26 protein-coding genes are annotated in these 25,313 nt (G+C 72.4%); 16 read left to right on the top strand and 10 right to left on the bottom strand.

Annotated elements, in window-relative coordinates:
* Positions 1–27: 27 nt before the first annotated feature.
* Entirely contained in the window at positions 28–876 is an 849-nt protein-coding gene (locus QQS16_RS12285) for an AbfB domain-containing protein (protein ID WP_286061675.1), read from the bottom strand.
* Positions 877–1,309: 433 nt separating this feature from the next.
* On the opposite strand from QQS16_RS12285, the gene dapD reads away from it, so the two are divergent.
* The 4 genes from dapD (at position 1,310) to QQS16_RS12265 (ending at position 4,616) form a co-directional block, all read left to right on the top strand.
* Entirely contained in the window at positions 1,310–2,299 is a 990-nt protein-coding gene (gene dapD / locus QQS16_RS12280) for a 2,3,4,5-tetrahydropyridine-2,6-dicarboxylate N-succinyltransferase (RefSeq protein ID WP_286061674.1), read from the top strand.
* 129 nt (positions 2,300–2,428) lie between these two features.
* Entirely contained in the window at positions 2,429–2,665 is a 237-nt protein-coding gene (locus QQS16_RS12275; RefSeq protein WP_286061673.1) for a hypothetical protein, read from the top strand.
* A 167-nt stretch (positions 2,666–2,832) separates the two neighbouring features.
* On the top strand, positions 2,833–3,393 hold the full coding sequence (locus QQS16_RS12270; protein WP_286066294.1) for a SigE family RNA polymerase sigma factor: 561 nt from the start codon (positions 2,833–2,835) through the stop codon (positions 3,391–3,393).
* Complete coding sequence (locus QQS16_RS12265) at positions 3,390–4,616, top strand: WD40 repeat domain-containing protein (protein ID WP_286061672.1); 1,227 nt, start codon at positions 3,390–3,392, stop codon at positions 4,614–4,616. Before QQS16_RS12270 ends, QQS16_RS12265 begins: the two co-directional genes overlap by 4 nt.
* Here the strand turns inward: QQS16_RS12265 and dapA are convergent, their stop codons facing one another.
* On the bottom strand, positions 4,617–5,519 hold the full coding sequence (gene dapA, locus QQS16_RS12260) for a 4-hydroxy-tetrahydrodipicolinate synthase (protein ID WP_286061671.1): 903 nt from the start codon (positions 5,517–5,519) through the stop codon (positions 4,617–4,619).
* 188 nt (positions 5,520–5,707) lie between these two features.
* Here dapA and QQS16_RS12255 point away from each other — a divergent pair, with 188 nt between their 5' ends.
* From QQS16_RS12255 to QQS16_RS12240, 4 genes are all read left to right on the top strand, one after another.
* Entirely contained in the window at positions 5,708–5,854 is a 147-nt protein-coding gene (locus QQS16_RS12255; RefSeq protein ID WP_286061670.1) for a hypothetical protein, read from the top strand.
* Positions 5,851–6,543, top strand: coding sequence for a hypothetical protein (locus QQS16_RS12250; RefSeq protein WP_286061669.1), 693 nt, complete (start codon positions 5,851–5,853; stop codon positions 6,541–6,543). The genes QQS16_RS12255 and QQS16_RS12250 overlap by 4 nt, the downstream gene beginning before the upstream one ends.
* 74 nt (positions 6,544–6,617) lie before the next feature.
* Positions 6,618–7,037: a phage holin family protein gene (locus QQS16_RS12245; protein WP_286061668.1), complete on the top strand. Its 420-nt coding sequence runs from the start codon at positions 6,618–6,620 to the stop codon at positions 7,035–7,037.
* Positions 7,034–7,450, top strand: a complete 417-nt coding sequence (locus QQS16_RS12240; RefSeq protein ID WP_286061667.1) for a DUF3618 domain-containing protein — start codon at positions 7,034–7,036, stop codon at positions 7,448–7,450. Before QQS16_RS12245 ends, QQS16_RS12240 begins: the two co-directional genes overlap by 4 nt.
* Positions 7,451–7,891: 441 nt before the next feature.
* Here the strand turns inward: QQS16_RS12240 and QQS16_RS12235 are convergent, their stop codons facing one another.
* Positions 7,892–8,896: a YihY/virulence factor BrkB family protein gene (locus tag QQS16_RS12235; RefSeq protein WP_286061666.1), complete on the bottom strand. Its 1,005-nt coding sequence runs from the start codon at positions 8,894–8,896 to the stop codon at positions 7,892–7,894.
* Between the two features lie 123 nt (positions 8,897–9,019).
* Here QQS16_RS12235 and QQS16_RS12230 point away from each other — a divergent pair, with 123 nt between their 5' ends.
* The 3 genes from QQS16_RS12230 to QQS16_RS12220 all read left to right on the top strand — a co-directional run bounded on the left by QQS16_RS12230 (position 9,020) and on the right by QQS16_RS12220 (position 11,295).
* A complete protein-coding gene (locus QQS16_RS12230; RefSeq protein ID WP_286061665.1) occupies positions 9,020–9,724 on the top strand; it encodes an antibiotic biosynthesis monooxygenase in 705 nt (234 codons plus the stop codon).
* 196 nt (positions 9,725–9,920) lie between these two features.
* Positions 9,921–10,529: an ArsR/SmtB family transcription factor gene (locus QQS16_RS12225; protein ID WP_286061664.1), complete on the top strand. Its 609-nt coding sequence runs from the start codon at positions 9,921–9,923 to the stop codon at positions 10,527–10,529.
* Positions 10,530–10,542: 13 nt separating this feature from the next.
* Positions 10,543–11,295 carry an SRPBCC family protein gene (locus QQS16_RS12220; RefSeq protein WP_286061663.1) on the top strand — a complete coding sequence of 251 codons (753 nt, stop codon included), beginning with the start codon at positions 10,543–10,545 and terminating at the stop codon, positions 11,293–11,295.
* Here the strand turns inward: QQS16_RS12220 and QQS16_RS12215 are convergent.
* Positions 11,285–13,111: a DUF8508 domain-containing protein gene (locus QQS16_RS12215; protein WP_286061662.1), complete on the bottom strand. Its 1,827-nt coding sequence runs from the start codon at positions 13,109–13,111 to the stop codon at positions 11,285–11,287. The two genes, QQS16_RS12220 and QQS16_RS12215, sit on opposite strands and share 11 nt — an antisense overlap.
* A 277-nt stretch (positions 13,112–13,388) precedes the next feature.
* Between QQS16_RS12215 and QQS16_RS12210 the strand changes: the two genes are divergently transcribed.
* The 5 genes from QQS16_RS12210 to QQS16_RS12190 all read left to right on the top strand — a co-directional run bounded on the left by QQS16_RS12210 (position 13,389) and on the right by QQS16_RS12190 (position 19,238).
* The gene (locus tag QQS16_RS12210; RefSeq protein ID WP_286061661.1) at positions 13,389–14,816 is read left to right on the top strand and encodes a hypothetical protein; all 1,428 of its coding nucleotides are present in this window, start codon (positions 13,389–13,391) and stop codon (positions 14,814–14,816) included.
* 372 nt (positions 14,817–15,188) lie between these two features.
* Entirely contained in the window at positions 15,189–16,772 is a 1,584-nt protein-coding gene (locus tag QQS16_RS12205) for a TROVE domain-containing protein (protein ID WP_286061660.1), read from the top strand.
* Between the two features lie 81 nt (positions 16,773–16,853).
* Complete coding sequence (locus QQS16_RS12200) at positions 16,854–17,501, top strand: GntR family transcriptional regulator (protein ID WP_286061659.1); 648 nt, start codon at positions 16,854–16,856, stop codon at positions 17,499–17,501.
* Positions 17,502–17,514: 13 nt separating this feature from the next.
* A complete protein-coding gene (locus QQS16_RS12195; RefSeq protein WP_286061658.1) occupies positions 17,515–18,531 on the top strand; it encodes a 1-aminocyclopropane-1-carboxylate deaminase in 1,017 nt (338 codons plus the stop codon).
* Positions 18,532–18,653: 122 nt separating this feature from the next.
* Positions 18,654–19,238 carry a TetR/AcrR family transcriptional regulator gene (locus QQS16_RS12190; RefSeq protein WP_286061657.1) on the top strand — a complete coding sequence of 195 codons (585 nt, stop codon included), beginning with the start codon at positions 18,654–18,656 and terminating at the stop codon, positions 19,236–19,238.
* Positions 19,239–19,464: 226 nt separating this feature from the next.
* Here QQS16_RS12190 and QQS16_RS12185 read toward each other — a convergent pair whose 3' ends face one another.
* The 6 genes from QQS16_RS12185 to QQS16_RS12160 form a co-directional block, all read right to left on the bottom strand.
* Positions 19,465–20,682 carry a TerD family protein gene (locus QQS16_RS12185; protein WP_286066293.1) on the bottom strand — a complete coding sequence of 406 codons (1,218 nt, stop codon included), beginning with the start codon at positions 20,680–20,682 and terminating at the stop codon, positions 19,465–19,467.
* A gap of 75 nt (positions 20,683–20,757) precedes the next feature.
* Positions 20,758–20,979: a hypothetical protein gene (locus QQS16_RS12180; protein WP_286061656.1), complete on the bottom strand. Its 222-nt coding sequence runs from the start codon at positions 20,977–20,979 to the stop codon at positions 20,758–20,760.
* A 176-nt stretch (positions 20,980–21,155) separates the two neighbouring features.
* On the bottom strand, positions 21,156–22,145 hold the full coding sequence (locus QQS16_RS12175; protein ID WP_286061655.1) for a zinc-dependent alcohol dehydrogenase family protein: 990 nt from the start codon (positions 22,143–22,145) through the stop codon (positions 21,156–21,158).
* The gene (locus QQS16_RS12170) at positions 22,142–22,993 is read right to left on the bottom strand and encodes a carbohydrate ABC transporter permease (RefSeq protein ID WP_286061654.1); all 852 of its coding nucleotides are present in this window, start codon (positions 22,991–22,993) and stop codon (positions 22,142–22,144) included. The genes QQS16_RS12175 and QQS16_RS12170 overlap by 4 nt, the downstream gene beginning before the upstream one ends.
* The gene (locus QQS16_RS12165) at positions 22,993–23,931 is read right to left on the bottom strand and encodes a carbohydrate ABC transporter permease (protein WP_286061653.1); all 939 of its coding nucleotides are present in this window, start codon (positions 23,929–23,931) and stop codon (positions 22,993–22,995) included. Before QQS16_RS12165 ends, QQS16_RS12170 begins: the two co-directional genes overlap by 1 nt.
* Positions 23,928–25,298 carry an ABC transporter substrate-binding protein gene (locus tag QQS16_RS12160; protein ID WP_286061652.1) on the bottom strand — a complete coding sequence of 457 codons (1,371 nt, stop codon included), beginning with the start codon at positions 25,296–25,298 and terminating at the stop codon, positions 23,928–23,930. Before QQS16_RS12160 ends, QQS16_RS12165 begins: the two co-directional genes overlap by 4 nt.
* Between the last annotated feature and the right edge of the window lie 15 nt (positions 25,299–25,313).

Genomic DNA, 25,313 nt, shown 5'->3' with positions numbered 1-25,313 from the left:
CGCCGGGGGCCACTGGTGTGTGCGGGCTCAGGCCAGCCCGCTCACCAGCCGGAACGCCGAGTCCGCCTGGTACAGGCCGCCTCGCTGGTACGGCTCCAGACGGAGCGTGAAGTCCTTGTGGCGCAGGAAGCGGCCCGGGAAGTTGACCGACTCCAGCATGATCGCGCCGGACACCGGTGAGGTGCGGGGGCAGAACGTGGCGTCCTTCTCGAAGAGGGAGGAGCCGTCGTCGCGGTCGGCGCGCAGGACGAAGTCGCGGTGGCGGAGGTATCTGCCGTCGGCGGTGGCGAAGGACTGGCAGGAGCTGTCGGCCAGGCCCTCGACCAGCCTGAACGTGGAGTCCTCGCGGGATTCCGGGCCGCGGACCGCGTCGAGCCGCACCACGCCGCCGCTGACATGCCAGTAGCGCTCGGGGTAGTTCGCCGAGCGGACCGAGCGCCAGGCCGTCGTCGGCTTCGGGGCGGACGAACCGGGCTGCGAGGTGGGGGACTTCGGCGGGCCGGCGGGCGGGGACGCGGAGGCAGGGCCCTGCGGCTCGGAGGCCGATCCCTGCGGCTCGGAGACGCTCGTGGTCGTCCGGGCGGACGGGGAGGCGCTCTTGCCGCCGGGCGGCGTGGTGTCCGTCGGGGAGGGCGTGCCGTAGGAGATCAGGCCGGGGCCGCTCGGGTCCGCGGCGGTCGCCCGGCCGGGGGCGGCTGACGGGTCGTCGGCCCGCTGCTCGGTGACGACGATCGCCGTCACGCAGGCGGCGACCGTGGCTATCGCCAGCGCGCCGGCCAGCCACAGGCGTCGCGTTCCCGGCACCCGGGAGGTGTCCGGCGACCAGCCGCTCTCCCATGGCTGGTTCTTCGGGGGCCGGGACTTGCTTCGTGGCATGCGCGGTTCCTCCGGCGGCGCCCGGGGCGCCGGCTGCGGCCAAGATGGGGAAGTGGGTGAACGGTGAAACAGTAGTGGAGCGGGTGAACCCTCGGCAGCCGTTTGCGGTGACCGGTTTCCGTATCGTGAGGTGACGGGTTCCCGCCAGGGCACGGCGCCCCGCCTCCCCGGGGCACGGCGACCGGATTCCCCAGACGGGGCGGTCCGTTGCCGCGGCCCCCGCACGAACTCGGCCCGGACACCGGCACCGTGGCCGGGCGGATCGCCGACCCTTGCCCCGGGGCTTCGCGGTCCTCGTCCCGAGGGCTCCGCCCCCGACCCCGGACCCCTGCTCGCTCGCCCCGGGGACGACCGGTGGCCCGGCCCGCCCGGCACCTGAGACGTGACGTTTCCTGGTTGGCCTCCGCGGGGGCCCGCCGGTTAGGTTGCCCTCATGACCGACACGACTGCTCCTCGCACCACCGGCGCTGTTGCCGCCGGGCTCGCCACCGTCGCCGCCGACGGCACCGTTCTCGACACCTGGTTCCCCGCGCCCGAGCTCGCCCCCGAGCCGGGGCCGTCCGGCACCGAGCGGCTGACCGCCGAGCGGGCCGTCGCCGCGCTCGGTGAGGGTGCCGCGAAGGCGATCGGGCCGGATGCCCGCCGGGGTGTCGAGGTGGTCGCGGTCCGTACGGTCATCTCCTCGCTGGAGGAGAAGCCGGTCGACGCGCACGACGTCTACCTGCGCCTGCACCTCCTGTCGCACCGGCTCGTCAAGCCGCACGGCCAGAGCCTGGACGGCGTCTTCGGCTTCCTCGCCAACGTGGCCTGGACCTCGCTGGGCCCGGTCGCCGTGGACGACGTCGAGAAGGTGCGGCTGAACGCCCGCGCCGAGGGCCTCCACCTCCAGGTGACGTCCGTCGACAAGTTCCCGCGGATGACGGACTACGTCGCCCCCAAGGGCGTCCGGATCGCCGACGCCGACCGGGTGCGGCTCGGCGCGCACCTCGCCGAGGGCACCACCGTCATGCACGAGGGCTTCGTCAACTTCAACGCGGGCACGCTCGGCACCTCGATGGTCGAGGGCCGCATCTCCGCGGGCGTCGTGATCGGTGACGGGTCCGACATCGGCGGGGGCGCCTCCACGATGGGCACGCTGTCCGGCGGCGGCAACATGATCATCTCCATCGGCGAGCGCTGCCTGATCGGCGCCGAGGCGGGCGTCGGCATCGCGCTCGGCGACGAGTGCGTGGTCGAGGCCGGTCTGTACGTCACCGCCGGCACCCGCGTGACCATGCCGGACGGACAGATCGTCAAGGCCCGAGAGCTCTCCGGCGCCTCCCACATCCTCTTCCGCCGCAACTCGGTCACCGGCGCCGTCGAGGCCCGCCCGAACAACGCGGTCTGGGGCGGACTGAACGAGATCCTGCACAGCCACAACTGAGCACGTCAGCGACGGGCCCGCGAGGACCACGTACGGGTTGCTCAGCGTGACCTTTCCGTCGTTTCGGCAGATGAACGGGTGGACTCAGTGTCCGATCAGACGCCGAAACGACGAATGAGGGCCGGAGCGATGAGGAACGAGCGGGCCAGGCGCGGAGCGCGTCGGCTGACCCGGGTGCTGACCGGGGTGTCGACCGTGGCCGTGATGTGCTGGCTGCCGGCGGGAACCGCCTACGCCGATGAGACCAACACCGCCTCGCACAACGGCCATCGGGTCGCACTGGTCAACGTCGGCCAGGTGGACGACCCGATGGAGGACGTCCTGGAGCACCTGCTGCTGATCGGCGACGGGTACACCTGGAACTGAGCGCGCCAGCCGCGTGGGCCACGGGGCCCGTACCGCATCCGTGCGGTACGGGCCCCGGTGCGTTCGGCCCCAAGAATTCGCCGGGGAGCGGCATAGCGGGGCGGGGCCGCGCGCGTCACATGGGGCAGGGGCGGGGCACCGGTGCCGCCGGGGAAGAGAAGGTGACGATGGACGCCGCGGAACTGGAGAGTTTCCGGGAGTTCGTGGACAACAGGTCGTCGGCACTGCTGAAGACGGCGGTGCTGCTGTGCGGCGGCGACCGGCATGCCGCCGAGGACCTGCTGCAGAACGCGCTGGCCAAGGCGGTCGGCAAGTGGCAGCGGATCGACGAGCCCGAGGCCTACGTACGACGGATCCTCTACCGCCAGCAGGTCAGCCGCTGGCGGCTGAAGTGGCGCGGACGGGAGGTCGTCGTCGCGCAGCCGCCCGAGGCGAACGCCGTCGGCGCCGACGCGGCGGCCGCGGCCGAACTGCGCGTGGTGATGCGCACCGCGCTGTCCCGGCTCACCGCACGCCAGCGCACCGTGCTGGTGCTCCGCTACTTCGAGGACCTGCCGGAGGCCGACGTGGCCCGGCTGCTGGGCTGCTCCGTCGGCACCGTACGGTCCACCACCCACCGCTCCCTCGCCCGGCTGCGCTCCCTCGCGCCCGAACTGGCCGCCCTGGACCCGCCGGACGCCGCACCGCGGCCGTCCCGTGACTTCTCGCCCGTGGAGGTGCGTCCATGAACGTCGAGGAACTCGTCCGGCAGACCCTGCGGGAACAGGCGGCCGGCCAGACGTCGACGGGGCCGGGGTTCGCCGACCGGGTGCTGGTGGTCCGCCTGCGCCGTCGTCGCCGCGGGTTCGCCGGGGTCGCCGCCGCCACGGCCGCCGTGGTCGCGGTCGCCGTCGGGGTACCGCTGCTGGACTCCGGCAAGGAGGACGCACGCCCGGCGGGGATCGTGCAGCAGGGCGGGATCAGCGCCCACCCGGACCAGTCGCCGCCGCGCGAGACGATCGCGGCCGGCGACGCGGTGCTGGCCGCGTACTACACGGTGGAGACCGTCGGGCGGACCGACGACGAGGCCGTCGCCGTGCGCACCTACTCGCTCCTCGACCCGGGGACCGGACGGTACGAGAAGGACCCGAGGTGGTCCTATGTCGCCGTCGCCCCCGGGCTGAGGACGGCCGCCGTCCTGGAACGGGAGCTGCCCGCCCGCCGGATCGGCCTGCTCGACCTCGCGACGGGGGAGGTCGAGCGGTGGATCCCGGCTCCGCGGGGGGCCGGCGCGGTCGCGTTCTCGTACGACGGCGGCCGGCTGGTCGCGACGACGTACGACGCGAACCCGGACCTGCGGGTCAAGGTGCGCAACGCGGAAGGCGGGGAGGCGTGGATGGCCCCCTACGGTCAGTCGAGCCGGACCGGGTTCTCCGTGCTCGGCCTGGCCTCCGGCGACGCCTCCTGGAGCCCGGTCGACGCCGGCCGGAACATCAACGCCCGCCAGGACTTCGCCTTCACCCGCTCCGGCGACGGGGTGTACTCGCAGGTCATCGGAGGCAAGGACGGAATGCAGCAGTTCCACGACCTCACGGGCCGCAAGGTCGCCGGGCCCGCGAACGAGCGGTACCTGCGGTCCGATGTGAGCGCCCGACTGTCCCCGGACGGCAGGCTCGCCGCCCTCGGCCTGGCGAAGGAGGTCGCCGGCTCTCCCGGCAAGGGATACTCCTCGATCCGTGATCCCCGTACGGGCGAGGAGATCACCCGGGTGCGCGGCGGCGAACTGCTGGCCTGGGCCGACGACCAGCGGCTCATCGGCTGGGAGCGGGTCACCAGCCTGGAGGAGGAGTACCGGCCGCGACTCGTGCTGGTCACGATCGGCAGCGACAAGGTCGTACCGCTGAGCGGGGTCCGAGAGCCGGACGAGAGCCCCGACCGGCTGGAGTGGGAGCCCGTCTTCGCGCGGCGCTGATCAGGGGGCGGTGAGCGACTCGTACGCCCTCAGCAGCCCGTCGGCCGCCTCGCGGCCGGCGGGGCGCAGGGGCGGGCGGACCGGGCCCGCGGGCAGGCCGAGGGCGGCGAGCAGGGCCTTGGCGGTGACCGCGCCGGGCAGGCCGCTCGACATCATCGACTCGATGAGGGGCGTGACGCCTCGCTGGAGACGGGCCGCCCGGGCGGTGTCGCCCGCGTCGAACGCGTCCAGGACCGCTCGGAGCCGGCGCGGGGCCACGTTCGCGACGGTGCTGACGTACCCCGCGGCGCCCACCGCGTACAGGGCGAGGTTGTGCTCGTCGCAGCCCGCGTAGTACGCCAGCTCCGTACGGGCGAGGACCTTCTGGGCGCCGAGGAAGTCGTGGGAACAGTCCTTGACCGCGACGATCCGGGGATGCCCGGCGAGCCGGACGACCGTCTCGGGTTCGATGCGGATGCCGGTGCGCTCCGGGATGTCGTACAGCATGAGCGGCAGGCCGCAGGCGTCCGCGACCTCCCGGAAATGCGCCTCCAGCGCCTCCTGCGGGGGTCTGCTGTAGTACGGGCCGACCACCAGCAGACCGTCGGCGCCCGCCTTCTGAGCGGCCAGGGCGAGTTCGACGGTGTGCCGGGTGTCGAAGGTGCCGACACCCGCGACGATCGACGCCCGCCCGGCCACCGCCTCGCGCACGGCGGCGATCAGCGCCGCCTTCTCGGCGTCCGTGGTGGTCGGCGACTCACCCGTCGTACCGGACAGGACCAGGCCGTCGCAGCCGTCCGCCACCAGCCGGTCGGCGAGCAGCCCGGCGCCGTCGAGGTCGAGCGAACCCGTGTCGGTGAAGGGCGTGATCATGGCGCAGAGGGTGCGGCCGAAGGGGCGGGGCGGGGAGACGGTCGGTGTCATGGGACCAGTCTCGGCGCACCGATCGTGAAGCTCCACTTAATTCTTCTACGGTGTATCGGTAAGCAACGCTGCGGGGTCGCCGTCGGTGACGAGGGGGCCGGCGGCGCGGCAGGATGCCCTATGTCCAACGCGGACCTCATGGGTCACCATGGCCAGGACGGTCATCGACCCTGCCATGGGAGGCGTCCATGAAGCTCGGCAAGGCACTCGCCACCGGCGTCGCGGAGGAGCGTCCGCGGGCCCACGAGGAAGAATCCGTCCGTCCCGAGGAGATCGCGGCACTCACGCCGCTCACGGAACCGAAGGCGCCCGAAGAGGTCCCGGCCGCCCGATGAGGCTGCGGCTCCCCGAGGAACGCCCGACGGAGCCGCCGACCGGATACAAGATCGCCCACCCGGTGCTGTCCCAGGACGGCACCCGGGCCGGGTTCACCGGTGTGTCGCTGGGCGGCGCGCTGCCGTACGGAGTCCTGGCCGACGCGTCCTGTGTCTACGGTCTGCGGCACCGGGCACCGCACCGCCGCTGCGACTGCGGCTTCCACTGCGTGCACGACCGCACGGTGGCCGAGGCGCTGCTGTGCACGGCGGAGCACCGCACGGCCGTGCTGCTGGAGGTGTCCGTGCTCGGCCGCTACATCCGCTTCGAGCGCGGCTTCCGGTACGCCCGTCAGCGCGTCCGTACGGCGACCGTGGGCCCCTGCGCCTGCGGCACCGCCGCGTCCGTGCTGGTGGACGCCGGCTGGGGTCGCCCGGGCCGGCGCGCCCTGGCCGCCTCCTGCGCGGGCTGTGCGCGCGGCCGTACAGGTGTCTCGCCGGCCGGTTTCGCCCGGCTGGCCGGAGACGGACTGCGGGTGGTGGCCGGGAGCGGGCTGAGCCTGCCGGCCGCCGGCCCGGGCCCGGCCGAGGGGCTCGGGGTGCCCGAACTCGCGGCGGAGGCGGCCCTGTTGCAGGCGAGGCTGGACTGGTTCCAGGCCCAGCTCGCGCGGCTCGGCGAGCACGGGCCCGGCACCGGGGGGCGGGAGTAGCGCGGGCGCGGCGCGCGGGTAGCCAGGGCGGGCCAGGGTACCCGGGGGTTCCGACACCGAGAGGAGGCGGATCCGTGACCGGGACCATGACCCCCAGGCCGACGCACGACGGACAGCATTCGGTGGGCGAGCTCGTCGGGCAGGCCACCGAACAGCTCTCCCGGCTCGTACGACAGGAAGTGGCGCTCGCCAAGGAGGAACTGGCCGAGAAGGGCCGGCGCGCCGGGCGGGGAGGCGGGCTGCTGGGTGCCGCGGGCGCTGTCGGCTACGCCGGGCTGCTCTTCCTGGCGGCCACGGCCGCCGCCGCGCTCTCGCTGGTGCTGCCGGTCTGGGCCGCGACGCTGATCGTGACGGGCGTGCTCTTCGCGCTCGCGGGCCTGCTCGCGGCGACCGGCCGCGCCCAGCTGCGCCAGGCCACACCGCCCACTCCCGAGCAGGCCCTCGGCAGTGTCCGGGCCGACGTCGAGGAGATCAAGGGAAGGGCGCACCGATGACGGACATGGACAGGACAGCGCACAAGTCCACGGCGAACGGCGCGACCGCGGGGACCGGCGCCAAGGGCCCGGACGAACTGCGGCGGCAGATCGAGCGGACCCGGGGCGAACTCGGCGACACGGTCGAGGAGCTGGCCGGGAAGATCGACGTCAAGGGCCGGGCCCGGGCCCGTGCGGCGGACCTCCGCGACAAGGCCGGCGCCATGACGGTCCAGCTGCGCAGCACGGCGGCACAGGCCGGTCACACCGTCCAGGACAAGGCCCACGCGGTGGAACACACCATGCCCGTCCCGGTCCGCAACGCGGTCCGGGCGGGCCGCCGCCATCCGCGACCGGTCCTGGTCGCCGGGGTGGCGGTGGGCGTGGGCGCGCTGGTGGCGGTGGGCGTCCTGCGCCGCCGCCACGGCCGCTGAGGGCCGCAGTCGATACCAGGGCGCCGGAGTCGCCCCGAGGGGGGCTCCGGCGCCCTGTGCTGCTGCTGGGCGGCTGGGCAGGTGGCGAGTGGCCTGGTGGGTGGCGCACGTGGATGCCGCGGTGGGTGACCGCAGCGGGTCGGGCGCCGGGTCCGCCGACGCCCTGCCGTTCCCTGTCCCTCGGCCCCGACGTCACGGCGTCGCCGGAGGTCCCGGCCCACGGTCGACACCGGGCGTCGGGTGCCCGGTGAACGGAACGGGTGCCGAACCGTGTGCGCGCACGACGAGCCTGGGGGTGCGGCTGCGGTACGGCCACGGTCGGTTGCCGGCGTCGGTCCGTGCGCTTCCCGCCCGTCGGGCGCTTGCGGACGAGACCCGTTCAGGGCCGGCAGCGGGGGGGCCGGGGGCCGCGGGCCCCTGGGGCGGGCGCCGACGCCGGGATCAGGAGACGCCCGTCTGCTTGGCCCGTGCCGCCCGCAGCCTCGCCGGCCACTTGCGGGTGTCCCGGGGCTCGACGTACGGCTCCTCCGTCGGGGACTGCCCGTCGGTGATCGCCCGCTCACGGGCCAGCTCCGCGTCGAACTCCAGGCCCAGCAGGATCGCCAGGTTGGTCAGCCACAGCCAGACGAGGAAGACGATGGCACCGGCGAGGGTGCCGTACGTCTTGTTGTACGAGCCGAAGTTGGCGGCGTAGAGAGCGAAACCGGCCGATGCGGCGAGCCAGACCAGGGTGGCCAGCACACTGCCGGGACTCACCCAACGGAAGCCGCGCCCGCGGACGTTGGGCGCCGCCCAGTACAGCAGGCCGATCATCATGATCACCAGCAACAGCAGCACCGGCCACTTGACGACGCCCCACACCGCGATCACCTCGTCACCGAGCCCGAACGTCTTGCCGGCCCGCTCGGCCAGCGGCCCCGTGAACACCACGATCACCGCGCTCGCCGCCAGCATCAGCATCAGGGCCACGGTCAGCGCCAGCCTGAGCGGCGTCAGCTTCCACACCGGGCGGCCCTCCGGCAGGTCGTACACCGTGTTGGACGTACGGATGAACGCGGCGACGTACCCGGAGGCCGACCACAGCGCGAAGAGCAGGCCGAGAACGGCCAGCACACTGCCCGTGCCGCCGCTGTCGCCCAGCTGGACCACCGCGTCCCGCAGGATGTCCCGGGCGGGTCCCGGCGCCAGGTCACCGATGTTGTCGAGCATCGTGTCCGTCGCGCGCTGCCCCACCACGCCCAGCAGGGACACCATCACCAGCAGCGCCGGAAACAGCGACAGGACGCTGTAGTACGTCAACGCGGCCGCTCGGTCGGAGAGTTCGTCGTCCAGCAACTCCTTCAGCGTGCGCCGCACCACCGCCCGCCACGACTTCGCGGGCAGCTCGGCGGGGCTGTCCACCCCGGTGTTCCCGGCTCTCTCGGACTTCTCTGTCCCCTCGTCCATGAACCGGCGAGTCTCCCGAATTCGCCGCCCGAATCGGCTACTTGACCTGAATCTTGGTTGAGGTCGCAGAGTGGCCGGTACACACATCCCGTACCGACTGCGGTACCGATCCACGGAGGTGCCATGATCCGCCGTACCGACACCCATCCCGACCTCACCCGGCCCGACGTCGGCGCGCCCTTCTTCAGCACCTGGCGGGTGGGCACGCCCGAGCGGCAACGGCAGACCGTCGAGGCCGTCGCGCACACCTGGACCCGCCGGCCCTGGCCCACCGCCGACCTCCTCGCCTACCACGTCTACACCGGGCACGACGGCACCACCCTGCTGCACCACTCCCAGTGGACGGGCGAGCCCGCGTACGAGTCCTTCGTGAAGACCCACCGGCAGGAACGCGTCGACGAGATCGACACCGTCGTGCCGGGGATCGAGCGGGTGGCGCTCGACCGGTACCGGCGGTACCGGAGCAGGGAGCGCGCCGCCGGCGACATGCGCGTCCCCGGCCTGATCGTGGCCGTACGGATCGACTTCGAGCCGGGCGCGGCCGACCGGCGCCGCGACTGGGCCGACCTCGTGCTGCGGGCGCTGGCCGAGGACCCGGTGGGCCACCGCGGGCTGGTCTCGGCCCACTTCCACCTGGCCGGCGACGGCTCGCATGTCCTCAACTACGCCGAGTGGGAGAGCGCCGAGGCCTACGACCGGGTCCTGGCGGCCCCCGGGGAGGGCGTCGGGACGCCGACGGAGCTGTGGGACCGGGTGCGGACGTATCCCGGTGTGAAGGGCTTCACGGGCAGCCGGTACGAGCACGCCCTCGGCCTCGTGCCCGAGTAGACCGCGTCCAGGCCGGCCAGGTCCGGCCGGACGAGCCCGGCCGGCGACCGGACCCGGGCGGGCGCCCCCCTGCGCGATCCGGGATCCGGGATCCGGGATCCGCTTCAGCCACCCGGACATCCGCGCCCCGCTCGACCCTCCGACCGAAAAGAGAAACCGTCTGGACAACAAAAGTGTTCGGTGAGACGGTGGACGCATGCTGGACGTGACCGTGATCGAGGACCCCGAGGCGGCAGCCGCCTCCCTGGACCCCATAAGGGGGCGGCTGCTCGCCGAACTGGCGGCCGGACCCGCGTCGGCCGCCATGCTGGCCGGCCCGGTCGGACTGCCCCGGCAGAAGGTGAACTACCACCTCAAGGCACTGGAGCGGCACGGCCTGGTCGAACTGGCCGGCGAGCGCCGCAAGGGCAACGTCACCGAGCGGCTGATGCGGGCGACCGCCGCGTCGTACGTCATCTCGCCGCTCGCCCTCGCCTCCGTGCAGCCCGACCCGGACCGCTTCCGCGACCAGCTCTCCGCGCGCTGGATGCTCGCGCTCGGCGCCCGCCTGGTGCGGGACGTCGGCCGGCTGATCGCCGGCGCCGCGAAGGCCCGCAAGCGGCTGGCGACCTACGCGCTGGACGGCGAGGTGCGCTTCGCCTCGGCCGCCCACCGGGCCGCGTTCGTCCAGGAGCTGACGGCCGGGGTGGACGCGCTGATCCGCAAGTACGACGCCCCGGACGCCGCGGGCGGCCGGGACCACCGGATCGTCGTCGCCCTCCACCCCACGGTCAAGGACCCCACCCCGGAAATCGACGCCCCGTAAGCAGGAGCCCACCATGTCCAAGGAATTCGAGATCGCCCGCGAGTTCGAGGTAGACGCCACTCCGGAGCAGGTCTGGGAGGCGGTCACCACCGGGACCGGAGGCTACCTGTGGCCGATGGAGCCGCCGGAGCCCCGGGTCGGCGGCGCCGGACCCTTCGGGTCCACGGTCACCGCCTGGGACCCGCCGCACCGCTACACCAACCGGGTCGAGAACGTCGAGGGCATCACCGAGCAGACCGCCAACCAGCTCGACTACACCATCGAGCCGCGCGACGAGGGCCGCCGGGCCTGGGTGCGGTACGTGCACAGCGGCATCCTCGTCGACGACTGGGACAACCAGTACGACGGCGCCGCCAAGCACACCGACTTCTACCTGCACACCCTGCGGGAGTACCTGGCCCTCTTCGCGCCCCGGCCGGCCGCCTTCGCCACCTTCGACGGGCCCGAGGCGTCGAAGGCCGCCGACGCCCTCGCCGCCGTGGGGCGGGCGCTCGGTGTCGGGGACGAGGTGACCGCGGGGACCCGGCTGACGGTCCGCGGTCCCGACGTGTTCGAGGCCGTGGTCGACTACCGCGACCCGTACTTCATCGGGCTGCGCACCGACCGGGGCCTCACCCGCGTCTTCGGACGCAACCACTGGGGCCACCCGGTCGGCATCTCCCTGCACGACTTCACGCCGGGTGCCGACATCAAGGAGTGCGAGGCCGCCTGGCAGGACTGGCTGAACGGGGTGTTCAGCCAGTCCCGTTCAGGACCTACGGCTTGAACCGCAGCACCTGCGGGTCGTGGTCGCTGATCTGGTCGTTGAACTCCGCGTTGATGTGCACGCTGTCGAACTCGAAGTCGCAGTCGCGGCGGATCGACGGGCTGATCAGGATCTGGTCGAGGACCTGGGCGTTGCCCTGGTAGACGTACGAGTAACGCTCGCTCCTCGGCAGTGACCTGACCGCCGACCAGAGCGCGCCGTCGTCCTCCAGGATCCTGGTGGTGCCGGAGAACTCGAAGTCGTTGATGTCGCCGAGGGTGACGACGTCCGCGTTCTTCTGGGTGGCCAGGATGTCCTTGACGAAGGCGTTCACCAAGGTCGCCTGCTGGTGGCGCTGCGTCTCCGAGCTGCGCGCCGGCGGCTGGTACTGCGAGGTCAGACCCTGGTCGCCGCCCTTGGAGTTGAAGTGGTTGGCGATCACGAAGACCGTGCGGCCACGGAAGACGAACTCGCCGGCCAGCGGCTTGCGGCTGTTGGCCCAGGCGGTGTCCGCCGGGGCGATCCGGCCGGGGGAGACCGTCAGGGCAGCCTTGCCGCGCTCCTTGGTGACCCCGACGGCGGTGGTGGCGTCGCCGCCCGCGCGGTCCGTGAAGGACACCCGCTCCGGGTTGAACAGGAACACCTGACGGATGTTGCCGCCCGGCTCGCCGCCGTCGGTGTTGTTCGCCGGGTCGATCGAGCGCCAGTCGTAGGTGGGCCCGCCCGCCGCGACGATGGCGTCGATCAGCTTCGTCACCGTCTGGCCGGCGGTGACCGTGCCGTCGTTCTTCGCGCCGTTGTCGTCCTGGATCTCCTCCAGCGACACGATGTCGGGCGACTGGAGGTTGTGCACGATCGCGGCGGCGTGCTCCTCGAAGGAGGCGTCGGTCGGATCGAGGTTCTCGACGTTGTAGGTCGCGACCGCCAGCTCGCCCCGCTTCTGCTTCTCGGTGGTCTCGCGCGTCAGGCCGCCGCTCCTCAGCGCGCCGATCTCGCTCGCGACGAGGGTGTAGCCGCCGAACTGGTTGTAGTCCAGCGGGCCGGTGGTGGTGCCGGTGAGCCGGTCGCCGACGTTCGCCACCGGGAAGTCGGCCGGCGCGCCCAGCGACTGGATCTGCAGCCGGCCCGTGTTCGGGGAGTCGTAGGAGCCGTAGACCGTGGCGCCGCGGCGGGTGTCGTTCTCCCACGGCTTCACCGTGACCCACAGCTCGGTGAACGGGTCGGTGGCGCCGACCACGCGGACGTCGGAGACCTGGACGTTCATGCCCTCCAGGGACTCGTAGTAGTCCAGGGCGTACTTCGAGGGCTTCAGCGGCAGCGCGTTGACCGAGCCGTTCGCGGCGGTGTCGCCGGCCGGGGCGTAGGCGCTCGGCACGGACCGCGCGCCGACGGCGGTGGCGGCCGGGACCGCGTTGCCGCCGGAGACGACCGTGACGGTCGGCCGCACGATCTCGGTCAGCGCCTGGTTGCCGGAGGACGTGCCGCCGGGGACGAACTCCGAGACCGTGCCGGAGACGGTGACCGCGTCACCCACCGCGACCTTCGGGACGGAGCTGGTGAAGACGAAGACGCCCTCACTGGTGGCCGGGTTCGCGTCCGGGTCCGGGTCCTGGATCCAGAAGCCTCTGGAGGAGCCGTACGCGCGCACGCCGGTGACGATTCCGGCCACGTCCGTGACCTGCTGTCCGGCGTACGGCGACATCCGGGTGGTGCCCTGGATGTCATGGATGCGCACGGAGGCCGCGTGCGCGGGCGAGATGAGGACGACGGTGGACGCCGCGGAACAGACGGCGGCGACGGTGAGCGCGGCGAGACGCGCGGAAGACTTGCTCGGCAACGGAATCCCTCCGGGGACCTACATGAGCGCCGGGACGAGGGTGGTGCGTGGAACAGGGGGAGCCGCACCGGCGGGGCGGTGGCGACGCGCGTAGACATGACGGTGAACAGGTGTCCAGTCAGCTTCTACGCGCGTCAATCTCCTGCCTGCTCAGGCCACTTGTCAAGGTTTCAGCCATGGACGGGAGCTGACCGTCAGATGAACCGGGCGGCATGGGTGGAAATCCGTCTAGGCTGAGCGGCTGAGTGGTAGGACGCGCCTCTAGGAGAACCAGCCGATGTCAGACAGCTCCCCCTTGCCGCCGGTGCGACTGCACCCCGAAACGGAGCTGGCGCGGGACGCGCTGTCCACGCCGCTGTTGTCCCGGGCCGCGCGGCTGGCCCGCTGGGCGGGCCCGGACACCCGGGTCGACGCCGGGGGCGTCCTGGTCGACGAGCAACTGCCGGCGGCGGCCGAGGTGCTCGGGCTGAGCGGGGACGACGCGGCGGCGTACGCGAGCGAGGCCTGGCGGGTCGCGGTCGACACCGGGCTCATCGAGGTCGTCGACGAGGAGACGGGCACCGTCGCGGCCGGTGAGGACCTGGCGCTGCTGACCGGGGGCTCGCCGCACGACGTGCTCAGCGTGTGGCTGGGGGCGCTGGAGACCGTGCTGGCCGACGCGAGCGTGCCGGACCTGGACGACCTGGCCGACGCGATGGACGCGGGCGGCGAGGCCGACCTCGCGTCCCTGGACTGGGACCCGGAGGCCGAGGCGGAGTTCCTGGACGGCGTGCTCGGGAACCTGTACCTGCTCACCGTCACCGAGGACGGGCCGGGCGCAGGGCCCGTGCCGCTGCCCGCGCTGGCCGCCTCGATGATCGTGCCCAGCGACATGGGCGAGCCCACCGACGACGTGCTGGAGCAGGTGTCCGACGCGATGATGCGGCTGGACGACCAGTTCCGCCTCCTGGAGCCGGTCGGACTGGTGGAGTACCAGCCCGTCGACGAGGCGCTGATGGCGGACACGGAGGAGGAGCCCGCGGCCCCCGTCGACGACACCGACGTCTCCCGCTACGGCATGGTCCGGCTGACCCCCCTCGGCCTGTACGGGCTGCGGGCGCGGCTGCTGGAGTCGGGGTTCGAGGCGCCCGCGGTCGGCGACCTCGGGGACAAGGGCGCCGACGCGCTCCTCGACCGCACGGCGACGTTCCCGCCCGCGGCGGCCCAGGCCGAGACCGAGCAGTGGCTCGCCCGCCGTGAACCCCTCGCCGCGGCCCGGGAGTTGCTGGCCGCGGCGCGCGGCCTGGACGCCGGTGCGCCACTGCGCCGACTGCTCTGCCAGCAGGCGCTGTCCCTGGTGGGCGACGAGGCCGAACCGGCGCTGCGGGAGGTGCTCGACGACCCCGAACTGGGTGGCCTGGCCCGTGTCTGGCTCACCGAGCGGGGCGCTTCCGACGTCCCCGTGCCTTCCGAGGACCTGGTGTTCTGGCTGACGGTCGACACGGTCGCCGCGCAGCTGGCGGCCGAGGGCAACTCCGACGAGCTCCAGGGCCTCGTGGAAGGCCTGGCCCAGCAGCACAGCGGCTTCTTCACGGCGGCCTGGCGGGTCGACCATCCGGCCACGGCGGACGTGCTGGAGGCGATGGGCCGGCTGCACCCGGACAAGCGGATCGCGAAGGAAGCACGGAAAGCGGCGTTCAAAGCACGCTCGCAGCAGGGGAATTGAGCGGAAGTACGGAAGCGGTTCTCCCGGGGCGGTGACATTAATTCCCTCGCCCGTCCCGGGCCCCGCCTCCTACAGTGAGATCACGAACAGCGCACCTCCCGGTGCGAAGGCGGCGGCTACTTCTCTTTCACAGAATCCAGGCCGCCGCCGGTTTGATCTCGGGAGGCGCGGCTCATGGTGGGTGCCCGGTGCGCAGGCAACGGTTACTTCATTGGATCGGATGGTTGCGGGTTCGAGTCCCGTCACCGACTTCAGGTCGGTGTAGCTCAATCGGACAGAGCATTCGGCTGAGTCCGTCGCCGACTTCTGATCTCGGGCACCCTCCTTCTGCCGCGTCTCCTCCGAACCTTTCTGAATTCGGGGGAATTCACCATGGCACGCTTCAACACCAGGGCCGCCCGGACGCAGCCCGCCTCCCGCGTCACCTCGACCGGGCGGGTGCTGCGGACGTTCGAGGGCGGTCGGGGCCGTGAGCGCGACCCGCGCTCCGAGCTCTTCCTGCTCGCGGTCTCCCACTTCGTGACCCAGCAGACCTTCTACGAGACCGGCGCCGACCGTGACGACCGGTTCACGCGGCTCGTGGGCGAGCTCGCCGTCACCGACCCGCGGTGGACCGCCGGTCTGCTCGGCTGGCTGCGCGGCGCGGGGAACCTGCGCACGGCCGCGGTGGTGGGCGCCGTCGAGTACGTGAAGGCGCGGCTCGACGCGGGCGCCACCGACGGCCCGTCGAACCGGCAGGTCGTCGACTCCGTCCTGCGGCGGCCCGACGAGCCCGGCGAGCTGCTCGCGTACTGGACCACGAGGTACGGCCGCGCCGTCCCCAAGCCGGTCAAGCGCGGCCTCGCCGACGCCGTACGGCGGCTCTACGGCGACCGGTCGCTGCTGAAGTACGACACCGCCTCCAAGGGCTACCGCTTCGGCGACATCCTCAACCTGGTGCACGCGGCCCCGGACCCGGACAAGCCGTGGCAGGGCGAGCTGTTCCGGTACGCCCTCGACCGCCGGCACCACCCGGACACCGCGGTGCCGCCCGCGTCCAGCCGGGTCCTGACCGCGCACCGCGAGCTGATGGCACTGCCGGCCGGTCAGCGGCGCGCGGTCGTCACGTCGGCGGACGGTGCCGAGCGGCTGCGGGCGGCCGGGATGACCTGGGAGGCGCTGGCGGGCTGGCTCCAGGGGCCGATGGACAAGGCGGCCTGGGAGGCCGTGATCCCGTCGATGGGTCCGATGGCCCTGGTCCGCAACCTGCGCAACTTCGACGAGGCCGGTGTGTCCGACGAGGTGGCCGCCGAGGTGGCGGCCAGGATCAGTGACCCGGAGCAGGTCGCGCGGTCGCGGCAGTTCCCCTTCCGGTACCTCGCCGCGTACCGGCACGCGCCCTCGCTGCGCTGGTCGTACCCGCTGGAGCGGGCGCTCGGCCACTCGCTGGCCAACGTGCCCGCCCTGCCGGGGCGGACGCTGGTCCTCGTCGACCGTTCGGGTTCGATGTTCCACTCGCGGCTGTCCGACCGCTCGGAGCTCAGCCGTGCCGACGCGGCGGCGGTCTTCGGTACGGCGCTGGCGCTGCGGGCGGCGGACGCGGACCTCGTCGAGTTCGGGACGTCCAGCGACCGCGTGACGTTCCGCACGGGCGAGTCGGTGCTGAGCGTCCTCGGCCGCTTCGGCGACCTGGGCGGCACCGACACCACCGGGGCGGTGCGCCGCCACTACGCGCGCCACGACCGGGTGCTGATCGTCACCGACGAACAGTACGCCCACAGCAGGCACGGCGACCCGACCGAGCAGGTCCCGGCCGACGTGCCGGTCTACACCTGGAACCTGGCCGGCTACCGGGCGGGCCACGGCCCGTCGGGACACGGGAACCGGCACACCTTCGGGGGGCTGTCGGACGCGGCCTTCCGGATGGTCCCGTTGCTCGAAGCGGCGCGGGACGCCGACTGGCCCTGGGCCGCCTGACCCGCCCGCTCCACGAGGGGCCCGCACATCGGTGCGGGCCCCTCTTGCGTGGCCCTGCTCTGATATCTAACATTTCAGTGCATGGAGGCCATCCGACCCGTTCCCCGCACCCTGCTCCGGGACCGCGCCTACGTGGCGATCCGGGACGCCATCGTCGCCGGGGAGATCGAGCCCGGCGCGGTCGTGAAGGACGCCGAGCTGGCCGAGCGGCTCGGGCTGTCCCGGGCGCCGGTGCGCGAGGCGTTCGCACGGCTGGTCGACGAGGGGCTGCTGGAGAGCAAGCCGCAGAGCTACACCCGGGTGACCCCGGTCGTCGCGGCCGACGTCCGGGACGCGGCGGCCGTGGTCGGGGCCATGCACGAGCTGGTCACCCGGGTCGCGGTGCCCCGGCTGTTCGCCGCCGACGTCGAGGCGATGCGCGCGGCGAACGAGCGGTTCGCGGCGGCCGTCGAGACGGGGGACGTGGACACCGCCCTGCACGCCGACGACGTACTGCACGACGTGCTCGTCCGCGTCAGCGGCAACCGCGCCGCGGCCGCCACCGTCGCCCGCTACACCCCCCTCATCCGCCGGCTGGAGCGACGGCGGTTCGGTGAGGGCGGCGCCTGCCGCTCGGCCGGCCTGCACGAGCGGCTGATCGAGGCCTGCGCGACCGGAGACGTGGACGCCGCGGTCCGTGTCACCGCCGAGATCTGGCGAGGGCTCGCCGAACTCGCCGACCGCGACTGACACCGGAGGACCCATGTCCCTTTCCTCGTACGAGCGTTATCCGTTGCTCTTCGGTCCCTCGCCGGTGCACCCGCTCCAGCGGCTGACCGCACACCTCGGCGGCGCCTCCCTCTGGGCCAAGCGGGAGGACTGCAACTCCGGTGTCGCCTACGGCGGGAACAAGACACGCAAGCTGGAATACCTGATCGCCGACGCGCTCGCCCAGGGCTGCGACACGCTCGTCTCGATCGGCGGGGTGCAGTCCAACCACACCCGTCAGGTCGCCGCCTGCGCCGCCCGCGCCGGACTCGCGTGCGTGCTGGTGCAGGAGAGCTGGGTGGAGTGGCCGGACCCGGTGTACGACAGGGTCGGCAACATCCTGATCAGCCGGCTCGCCGGGGCCGACGTCCGGCTGGTGCGGGCCGGCTTCGGGATCGGCTTCAAGGAGAGCTGGGAACAGGCGCTCAGGGAGGTCGAGGAGGGCGGCGGGAAGCCGTACGCCATCCCCGCCGGGGCCTCCGACCATCCGCTCGGCGGTCTCGGATTCGCCGGCTGGGCCTACGAAGTGGCCGAGCAGGAACAGGAGTCGGGTGTCTTCTTCGACACGGTCGTGGTCTGCTCGGTGACCGGGTCGACGCAGGCCGGCATGGTCGCCGGGTTCCGGGCGCTGGAGGAGGCGGGCGGGCGGACGCGCCGGGTGATCGGCGTCGACGCGTCGGCGGCACCCGCCCGCACCCGTGAGCAGGTCGCGCGGATCGCCCACCGCACCGGCCGGCTCATCGGCGTCCGGAAGGAGTTGACGCAGGCGGACGTCGAGCTGGACGAGCGCTACCACGCGGGGACCTACGGAATCCCCGACGAGGCGACCCTGGAGGCGATGCGGCTCGCGGCGCGCACCGAGGGCATGGTCACCGATCCCGTGTACGAGGGTAAGTCGATGGCCGGGATGATCGACCTGGTCAGGAGCGGGGAGATCGGCCCGGACTCCACCGTCCTCTACGCCCACCTGGGCGGTCAGCCCGCGCTCAACGCGTACAGCGCGCTGTTCTAGCGGCGGGTGTCCGGCGGACGGGCAGGGCGGACGGGGCGGACCGGGCGCCGAGATGAACGGGGACTGTCTCCGTTTGGTGCGGTAGGATTCGGCGGGAGTCCCCGTCCGCCAGGAGTGACCGGATGACGCAGGCCAGGCCCATGCGCGCGGACGCTCGGCGCAACTACGAGCGGCTTCTGAAGGTGGCGGCGCAGGCCTTCGCCGAGCACGGGGAAGGCGCGTCCCTCGACGACATCGCCAAGCGGGCGGGGGTCGGGTCCGGCACGCTGTACCGGCACTTCCCCACACGTCAGGCGCTGCTGGAGGCGGCGTACCTCGACCGTGTCGAGGCCATCGCGGCGCGCGCGGACGCGATCGCGGCGGACCTGCCGCCGGGCGAGGCGCTGGTGGAGTGGCTCAACGAACTCAGCGCGGGACTGATCCAGGTCCGCGGGCTGAAGGCGCTGCTGGGCACGGTCGTCACGGACGGCGGTTCGGCCGCGGCCACGGTGTGCGCCGGCACGATGAAGGCGGCGGTGACGCGCCTGGTGGAGGCGGCCCAGCGGGAGGGGACCCTGCGGGCGGACGTCGAGCCGATCGACGTCCTGCGGCTGGCACACGGGGTGGCGACGGCGTCGGAGCTGGCGGACGCGGAGGGCAAGGCGATCCGCCGGTATCTGTCCCTGCTGACGGAGGGGCTGCGGCCGGGAACCACGGACGCGAGCTGAGGGACGGGCGCGGGGCGGCTGGACGACGGGGCGCGCGGAGGTGACGGCCAGGCGCGCAGGCCGAACCGTGGGCGCGAGCTGAGGGACGGGCGCGGGGAGCTGGACGACGGGCGCCGAGTCGACAGGCGCGGTGAGTCGAACGACGGGCGCGGAGCTGACGCACGCGCGCGGGGCTGGACCCCGGGCGCCCCCCGGTACGGGGGCGCCCCGGTGGTCGAGCCGGTCGTTACAGTGCCTGGGCCGCCGGCTTCACCATGTTGCGGACCGTGCGGGCCTTGACGAAGTTGCCCATCGCCGTCATGTCCCACTCGCCGGTGAACTGGCGGACCAGCTTGGCCATCATCACGCCCGTCTGCGCCTCGGCGTTGGTGAGGTCGAAGCGGACGAGTTCCTCGCCGGTCGCGGCGTCCAGCAGACGGCAGTAGGCCTTGGCGACCTCGGTGAACTTCTGGCCGGTGAAGGAGTTCACCGTGAAGACCAGGCCGGTGACCTCCTGCGGGAGCCGGCCGAGGTCGACGGTGATCACCTCGTCGTCACCGCCGCCCTCACCGGTCAGGTTGTCGCCGGAGTGCTTGATCGCGCCGTTCACGATGGACAGCTTGCCGAAGTAGCAGCTGTCGATGTGGTTGCGCTGGGGGCCGTAGGCGATGACCGAGGCGTCCAGGTCGATGTCCTTGCCTCGGTACGCAGGCTCCCAGCCGAGGCCCATCTTGACCTGGGACAGCAGGGGGGCGCCGCCCTTGACCAGGGAGACGGTCTGGTTCTTCTGGAGGCTGACCCGGCCCTTGTCGAGGTTGATCTTCCCGGCGCCGGGTGCGGCGGCCGCGGGCGGTGCCGGGGGAGCGGCGGGCGCCGGGGGCGCGCTGACCCGCGGGTCCATGGCGGGGGCCGGCGGAGGCTGCACGGCCTGCGGGGGAGCCACCGGCTGGGCGGGGGCGGCGGCGGGGGCCGGTTCCTCGACCGAGACACCGAAGTCGGTGGCGATGCCCGCGAGGCCGTTGGAGTACCCCTGGCCGACCGCGCGGGCCTTCCAGGCGCCGTTGCGGAGATAGATCTCCACGATCACCAGGGCCGTCTCGGTGCCGAGCTGCGGGGGCGTGAACGTGGCCAGGACGCTGTTGTCGTCCGCGTTGCGGATGGTGGCCGTGGGTTCCACGCCCTGGAAGGTCTGGCCCGCGGCGTCCGGGCTCGCCGTGACGACGATCTTCTCGATGCCCGGCGGGACGGCGCTGGTGTCGACGGTGATCGCGTCGGGGGCGGTGCCGCCGCCGGAGCGGTAGGTCACGCCGGGGCCGGCGGGCTGGTTGTAGAAGATGAAGTCGTCGTCGGAGCGCACCTTGCCGTCGGCGGTGAGCAGCAGGCCCGATACGTCGAGCCGCGTCGGGGCGGCGACGTCCACCGTCACGCGGGCGGCGGAGAGGGGGATGTTCGAGCCGGGGGTCATAGCTGTCATGCCCGGTTGAACGAGCGAGGGCGTTTTGCCGTTCCCTTACCTGGGGGCCATTCGGGTCGTTCGTGCTCAGCGGCTGTTGCGGGGGTGGGCGCGGGCGGTGCGTTCGTTGCCGCGCTTGTAGTTTCCGGTCCAGCGGGCCATGACCAGCTGGGGGTCGCCGGATTCCACCTCGGCGAGGAAGCGGGTGGCTCGGGAGCCGCGGAGGGTGGTGGCGTGGTGGGTGCCGTGCGTGATGCTCACGCTGGCGTCGGAGTGCTGCTCGTAGGTGAAGCCGTGGGGGCGGGGCATGGGGCGATGGTAGGGGCGGAGGGGCGCGCGGGACCAAGCGATTTTCGCCCCCGCCGCCCCTGCCCGTCCCGTTCCTGGGGGCTGCCGCCCCCAGACCCCCGCTTCGGCCCTGAAGGGGCCTCGTCCTCACACGCCGGACGGGCTGAGACGAGCCCCTTTGCGGGCACGGGAACCCGCTACGGCACCACCACGATCTTGCGGCCCACGCCCGCCGCGAACTGTTCCAGGGCCTGCGGGTAGCGGTCCAGGGGGACGCGGTCGCTGATGAAGACGTCGGGGTCGAGCACACCGTTGGCGAACAGTTCCGCCGCCCGCTCGAAGCTGTGCAGGACCGCCATCGAGCCGGTGATGGTGATCTCCTGGTTGTAGACGCGGTACGGGTCGATCGTCACGCGGGTCGCGTAGTCGGCGACGCCGAACTGAAGGAACGTGCCCGCCTTGGCCACCCGGTCCAGGCCGTCCTGGATCGCCGCCGCGTTCCCCGTCGCGTCGATCACCAGGTCCCAGCCCTGGGGCCGGTCCAGCTCGTCCGGGTTCGCCGCCGCCCCGGAGACGCCCAGCCGCCGTGCGGTCTCCAGCCGCGCCGGGTTGACGTCGACCACGTCCACGCTCGCCGCGCCGGTCCGCTTGGCGAGCTCCAGCATCATCAGGCCCATCGTCCCGGAGCCGTAGACCAGGACGTGGGCGCCGAGGCGGGACCGGAGGACGTCGTAGCCCCGGACCGCGCAGGACAGCGGCTCCACCAGCGCCGCGTCCTGGGTGCGCACGTGTTCCGGCAGCTTCACGCAGTTGGCCACCGGTGCCAGCGCGTACCGGGCCGCGCCGCCCGCCGTCGTCACGCCGATCGCGGCCCAGCGTTCGCAGAGGTTGTTGTGGCCGGTACGGCAGTAGCGGCACTCGTGGCAGTACAGCGAGGGGTCCACCGCGACCCGGTCGCCCACCGACACCTCGGTGACCTGGGTGCCCACGCCGACCACCTCGCCGGCGAACTCGTGCCCGGGCACGATCGGCAGCTTCGGCGCGAACTCGCCCTGGAGGATGTGCAGGTCGGTGCCGCACAGACCGCACGCGGCGACCTCGACGACGACCTCGCGGGGGCCCGGCGTCGGGTCCGGGACCTCGGTGACCACGGCGCGGCCCACGGACTCGATGACGGCGGCCTTCATTTCACGGCTCCCAACGACAGGCCCTGGACGAGTTTGTCCTGGGCGGCGAACCCCGCGGCGAGCACCGGCAGGGAGATGACGAGCGACGCGGCGCACACCTTCGCCAGGAACAGGCCCTGGCTGGTGATGAACCCGGTCAGGAAGACGGGGGCGGTCTCGGCGACCACGCCCGTCAGGACCCGGGCGAACAACAGCTCGTTCCAGCTGAAGATGAAGCAGATCAGGGCGGTCGCGGCGATGCCGGGCAGCGCGATCGGGGCCACCACGCGGGCGAGGATCGTCGGCAGCCGGGCCCCGTCCACCCGGGCCGCCTCGATGATCGCCACCGGGACCTCGGCGAGGAAGGACTGCATCATCCACACCGCGATCGGCAGGTTCATGGAGGTGTAGAGGATGACCAGGAGCCAGATGTTGTCCAGCATCCCGGTGTTCTTGGCGAACAGGTAGATCGGCAGCAGGCCCGCCACCGCCGGCAGCATCTTCGTGGACAGGAAGAAGAACAGGACGTCCGTCCACTTCCTCACCGGACGGATCGACAGCGCGTACGCCGCCGGGAGGGCCAGCAGCAGTACGAGCAGGGTCGAGGCCACCGAGGCCACCGCGGAGTTGATCAGCGGCGGCCAGGGGCTCGCGCCGCCGCCCGTGCCGAAGAACTCGCGGTAGCCGTCCAGGGTCAGGGCCGCTCCGAAGGACGGCGGGTTGGTGGCCGCGTCCTCCTCGGAGTGGAAGGAGGTCAGGGCCATCCAGGCGATGGGGAGGAAGAACAGGATGCCCAGCAGCCAGGCGACCAGGCCGAGGCCCGCGCCCTTGCGACGGCCACTGCCGACTCGTACGGCGACGCTGCTCATCAGCGGGCCACCTCCTCACGGAACAGGGACGACACCACGCGCAGGGCGAAGGTCGCGATGACGATCGAGCCGATGACCACCAGGACGCCCGCCGCCGAGGCGAGGCCGTTCTCGTGGGCCTGGTAGAAGCTCTGGTAGACGGTGTACGGGAGGTTGGCGGTGCCGAGGCCGCCGGAGGTGATGGTGAAGACCGCGTCGAAGTTCTGCACGATGTAGATCGAGCCGAGCAGGGCGCCGAGTTCCAGGTAGCGGCGCAGGTGCGGGAGCGTCAGGTAGCGGAAGATCTGCCAGTCGCTCGCGCCGTCCACGCGCGCCGCCTCCATCTGCTGCTGGTCCCGGCTCTGTAGTCCGGCGAGCAGGATCAGCATCATGAACGGGGTCCACTGCCAGACCAGGGACGCCTCGACCGCGAGTAGCGGGGTGCGGGAGATCCAGTCCGGCTGTGGTCCGCCCACATAGTGCAACAACCCGTTGAGCAGGCCGTATTCAGGGTTGTAGAGCACATGCTTCCAGAGCAGGGCCGCGGCCACCGGGACCACCAGGAAGGGGGCGATGAGGAGCGTGCGGACCACGCCCCGGCCCTTGAACCTCCGGTCCAGGAGCAGTGCCAGGAGCAGGCCGAGCACCAGGCTGGCCAGGACCACCGCGACCGTGAGCAGGACCGTCGTCCACACGGACCGGCGCAGGTCGGCGTCGGTCAGCACCTGGCGGTAGTTGTCGACGCCGGTGAAGCTGCGGGCGTCGGGATAGAGGGAGTTCCAGTCGAAGAAGGAGATCACCAGCGTGGCCACGAACGGGAGCTGGGTGACCAGGATCATGAAGATCAGGGCGGGCAGCAGGGGCGCGCGGGTGGCCCAGGCGCGCAGCCGCGCGGAGGGCTGCCGTGGGGTGTGTACGGGAGTGACGGCCGGCGGGGCCGTGGTGGTCGTCGCGGTCATCGTCCCTCGTACTCCTCGGAGATCCGCTCGGCGAGCTGCTGGGCCTTCTTCAGGGCCGACTCGACGGACTGGCGTCCGGCGATGGCCGCGCTGATCTCCTGGGAGACCTTGGTGCCGAGGTCGGTGAACTCGGGGATGCCGACGAACTGGATGCCGGGCGCGGGGCGCGGCTGCACGCCGGGGTCGCCCGGCCGGGCGCCCTCGATGGCCTTCTTGGTCATCTCCTGGAAGGCGGCGGCCTCCTTGACGTAGGCGGGGTTCGTGTACGTCGAGGCGCGCTTGCCGGCCGGGACGTTGGACCAGCCGATCTCGTCGCCGACCAGTTGCTCGTACTCCTTGCTGGACGCCCAGGAGACGAACTTCCATGCCTTGTCGGGGTTGCGGGACGCGTCCTGGATGCCCCAGGCCCAGGTGTAGAGCCAGCCGGAGGCCTCCGTCTCCTCGACGGGAGCGGGGGCGTACCCGATCCTGCCCTTGACGGGGGAGCCCGCGGACTCCAGGGAACCGGCGGCGGAGGTGGCGTCGTACCACATGGCGACCTTGCCCTGGGTCATGTTGTTGAGGCACTCGGCGAAGCCGGACTGGGCGGCGCCGGACTCGCCGTGCTCGCGCACCAGGCCGACGTAGAACTTCGTGGCCCGCTCGAACTCGGGGGAGTCCAGCCGCGCCTTCCAGTCCTTGTCGAACCACGTGCCGCCGAAGGTGTTCACGACGGTCGTCAGGGGCGCCATCACCTCGCCCCAGCCCGGCAGTCCGCGCAGGCAGATGCCGTTCATGCCCGGCTCGGCCCCGTCCACCTCCGCCGCCAGGTCGGCGACCTGGGTCCAGGTGGGGCGCGCGGGCATGGTCAGGCCCTCCCGCTCGAAGACGTCCTTGCGGTACATGAGGAAGGACGACTCGCCGTAGAAGGGCTGGCCGTAGAGCTTGCCGTCGTCGCCGGTCAGGGACTGGCGCATCGGCGCGAGCACGTCCTCCTCGTCGTACGCCGGGTCCTCGGCGACGTAGGAGTCCATCTCTCGCAGCCAGCCGTTGCGGGCGTAGATCGGGATCTCGTAGTTGGACAGGGTGGCCACGTCATACTGGCCGGCCTGGTTGGCGAAGTCCTGGCTGATCTTGTCGCGGACGTCGTTCTCGGGCAGGACGGTGAAGTTGACCTCGATGCCGGTCTCTTCGGTGAAACGGGGGGCGAGCTTCTGCAACTCGGTCATCTGGGGGTTGTTGACCATCAGGACGTTGATCGAGTCGCCGCCCGATCCGGCCCCGCCCGCTCCGACCCAGCAGCCGGAGAGCAGCGGGGCGAGCAGCGTCCCTGCGGCGGCCAGGGCGAGCGTGGCTCGCGGTGGCCGTCGTCGGCTCTGGGTTCGCATGGATCGCTCCTGCAT

It is taken from the genome of Streptomyces sp. ALI-76-A (genome assembly GCF_030287445.1).
GTDB lineage: Bacteria > Actinomycetota > Actinomycetes > Streptomycetales > Streptomycetaceae > Streptomyces.
Note: the sequence above shows the minus strand (reverse complement) of the source record. Positions and strands in the feature narration are given on the sequence as shown.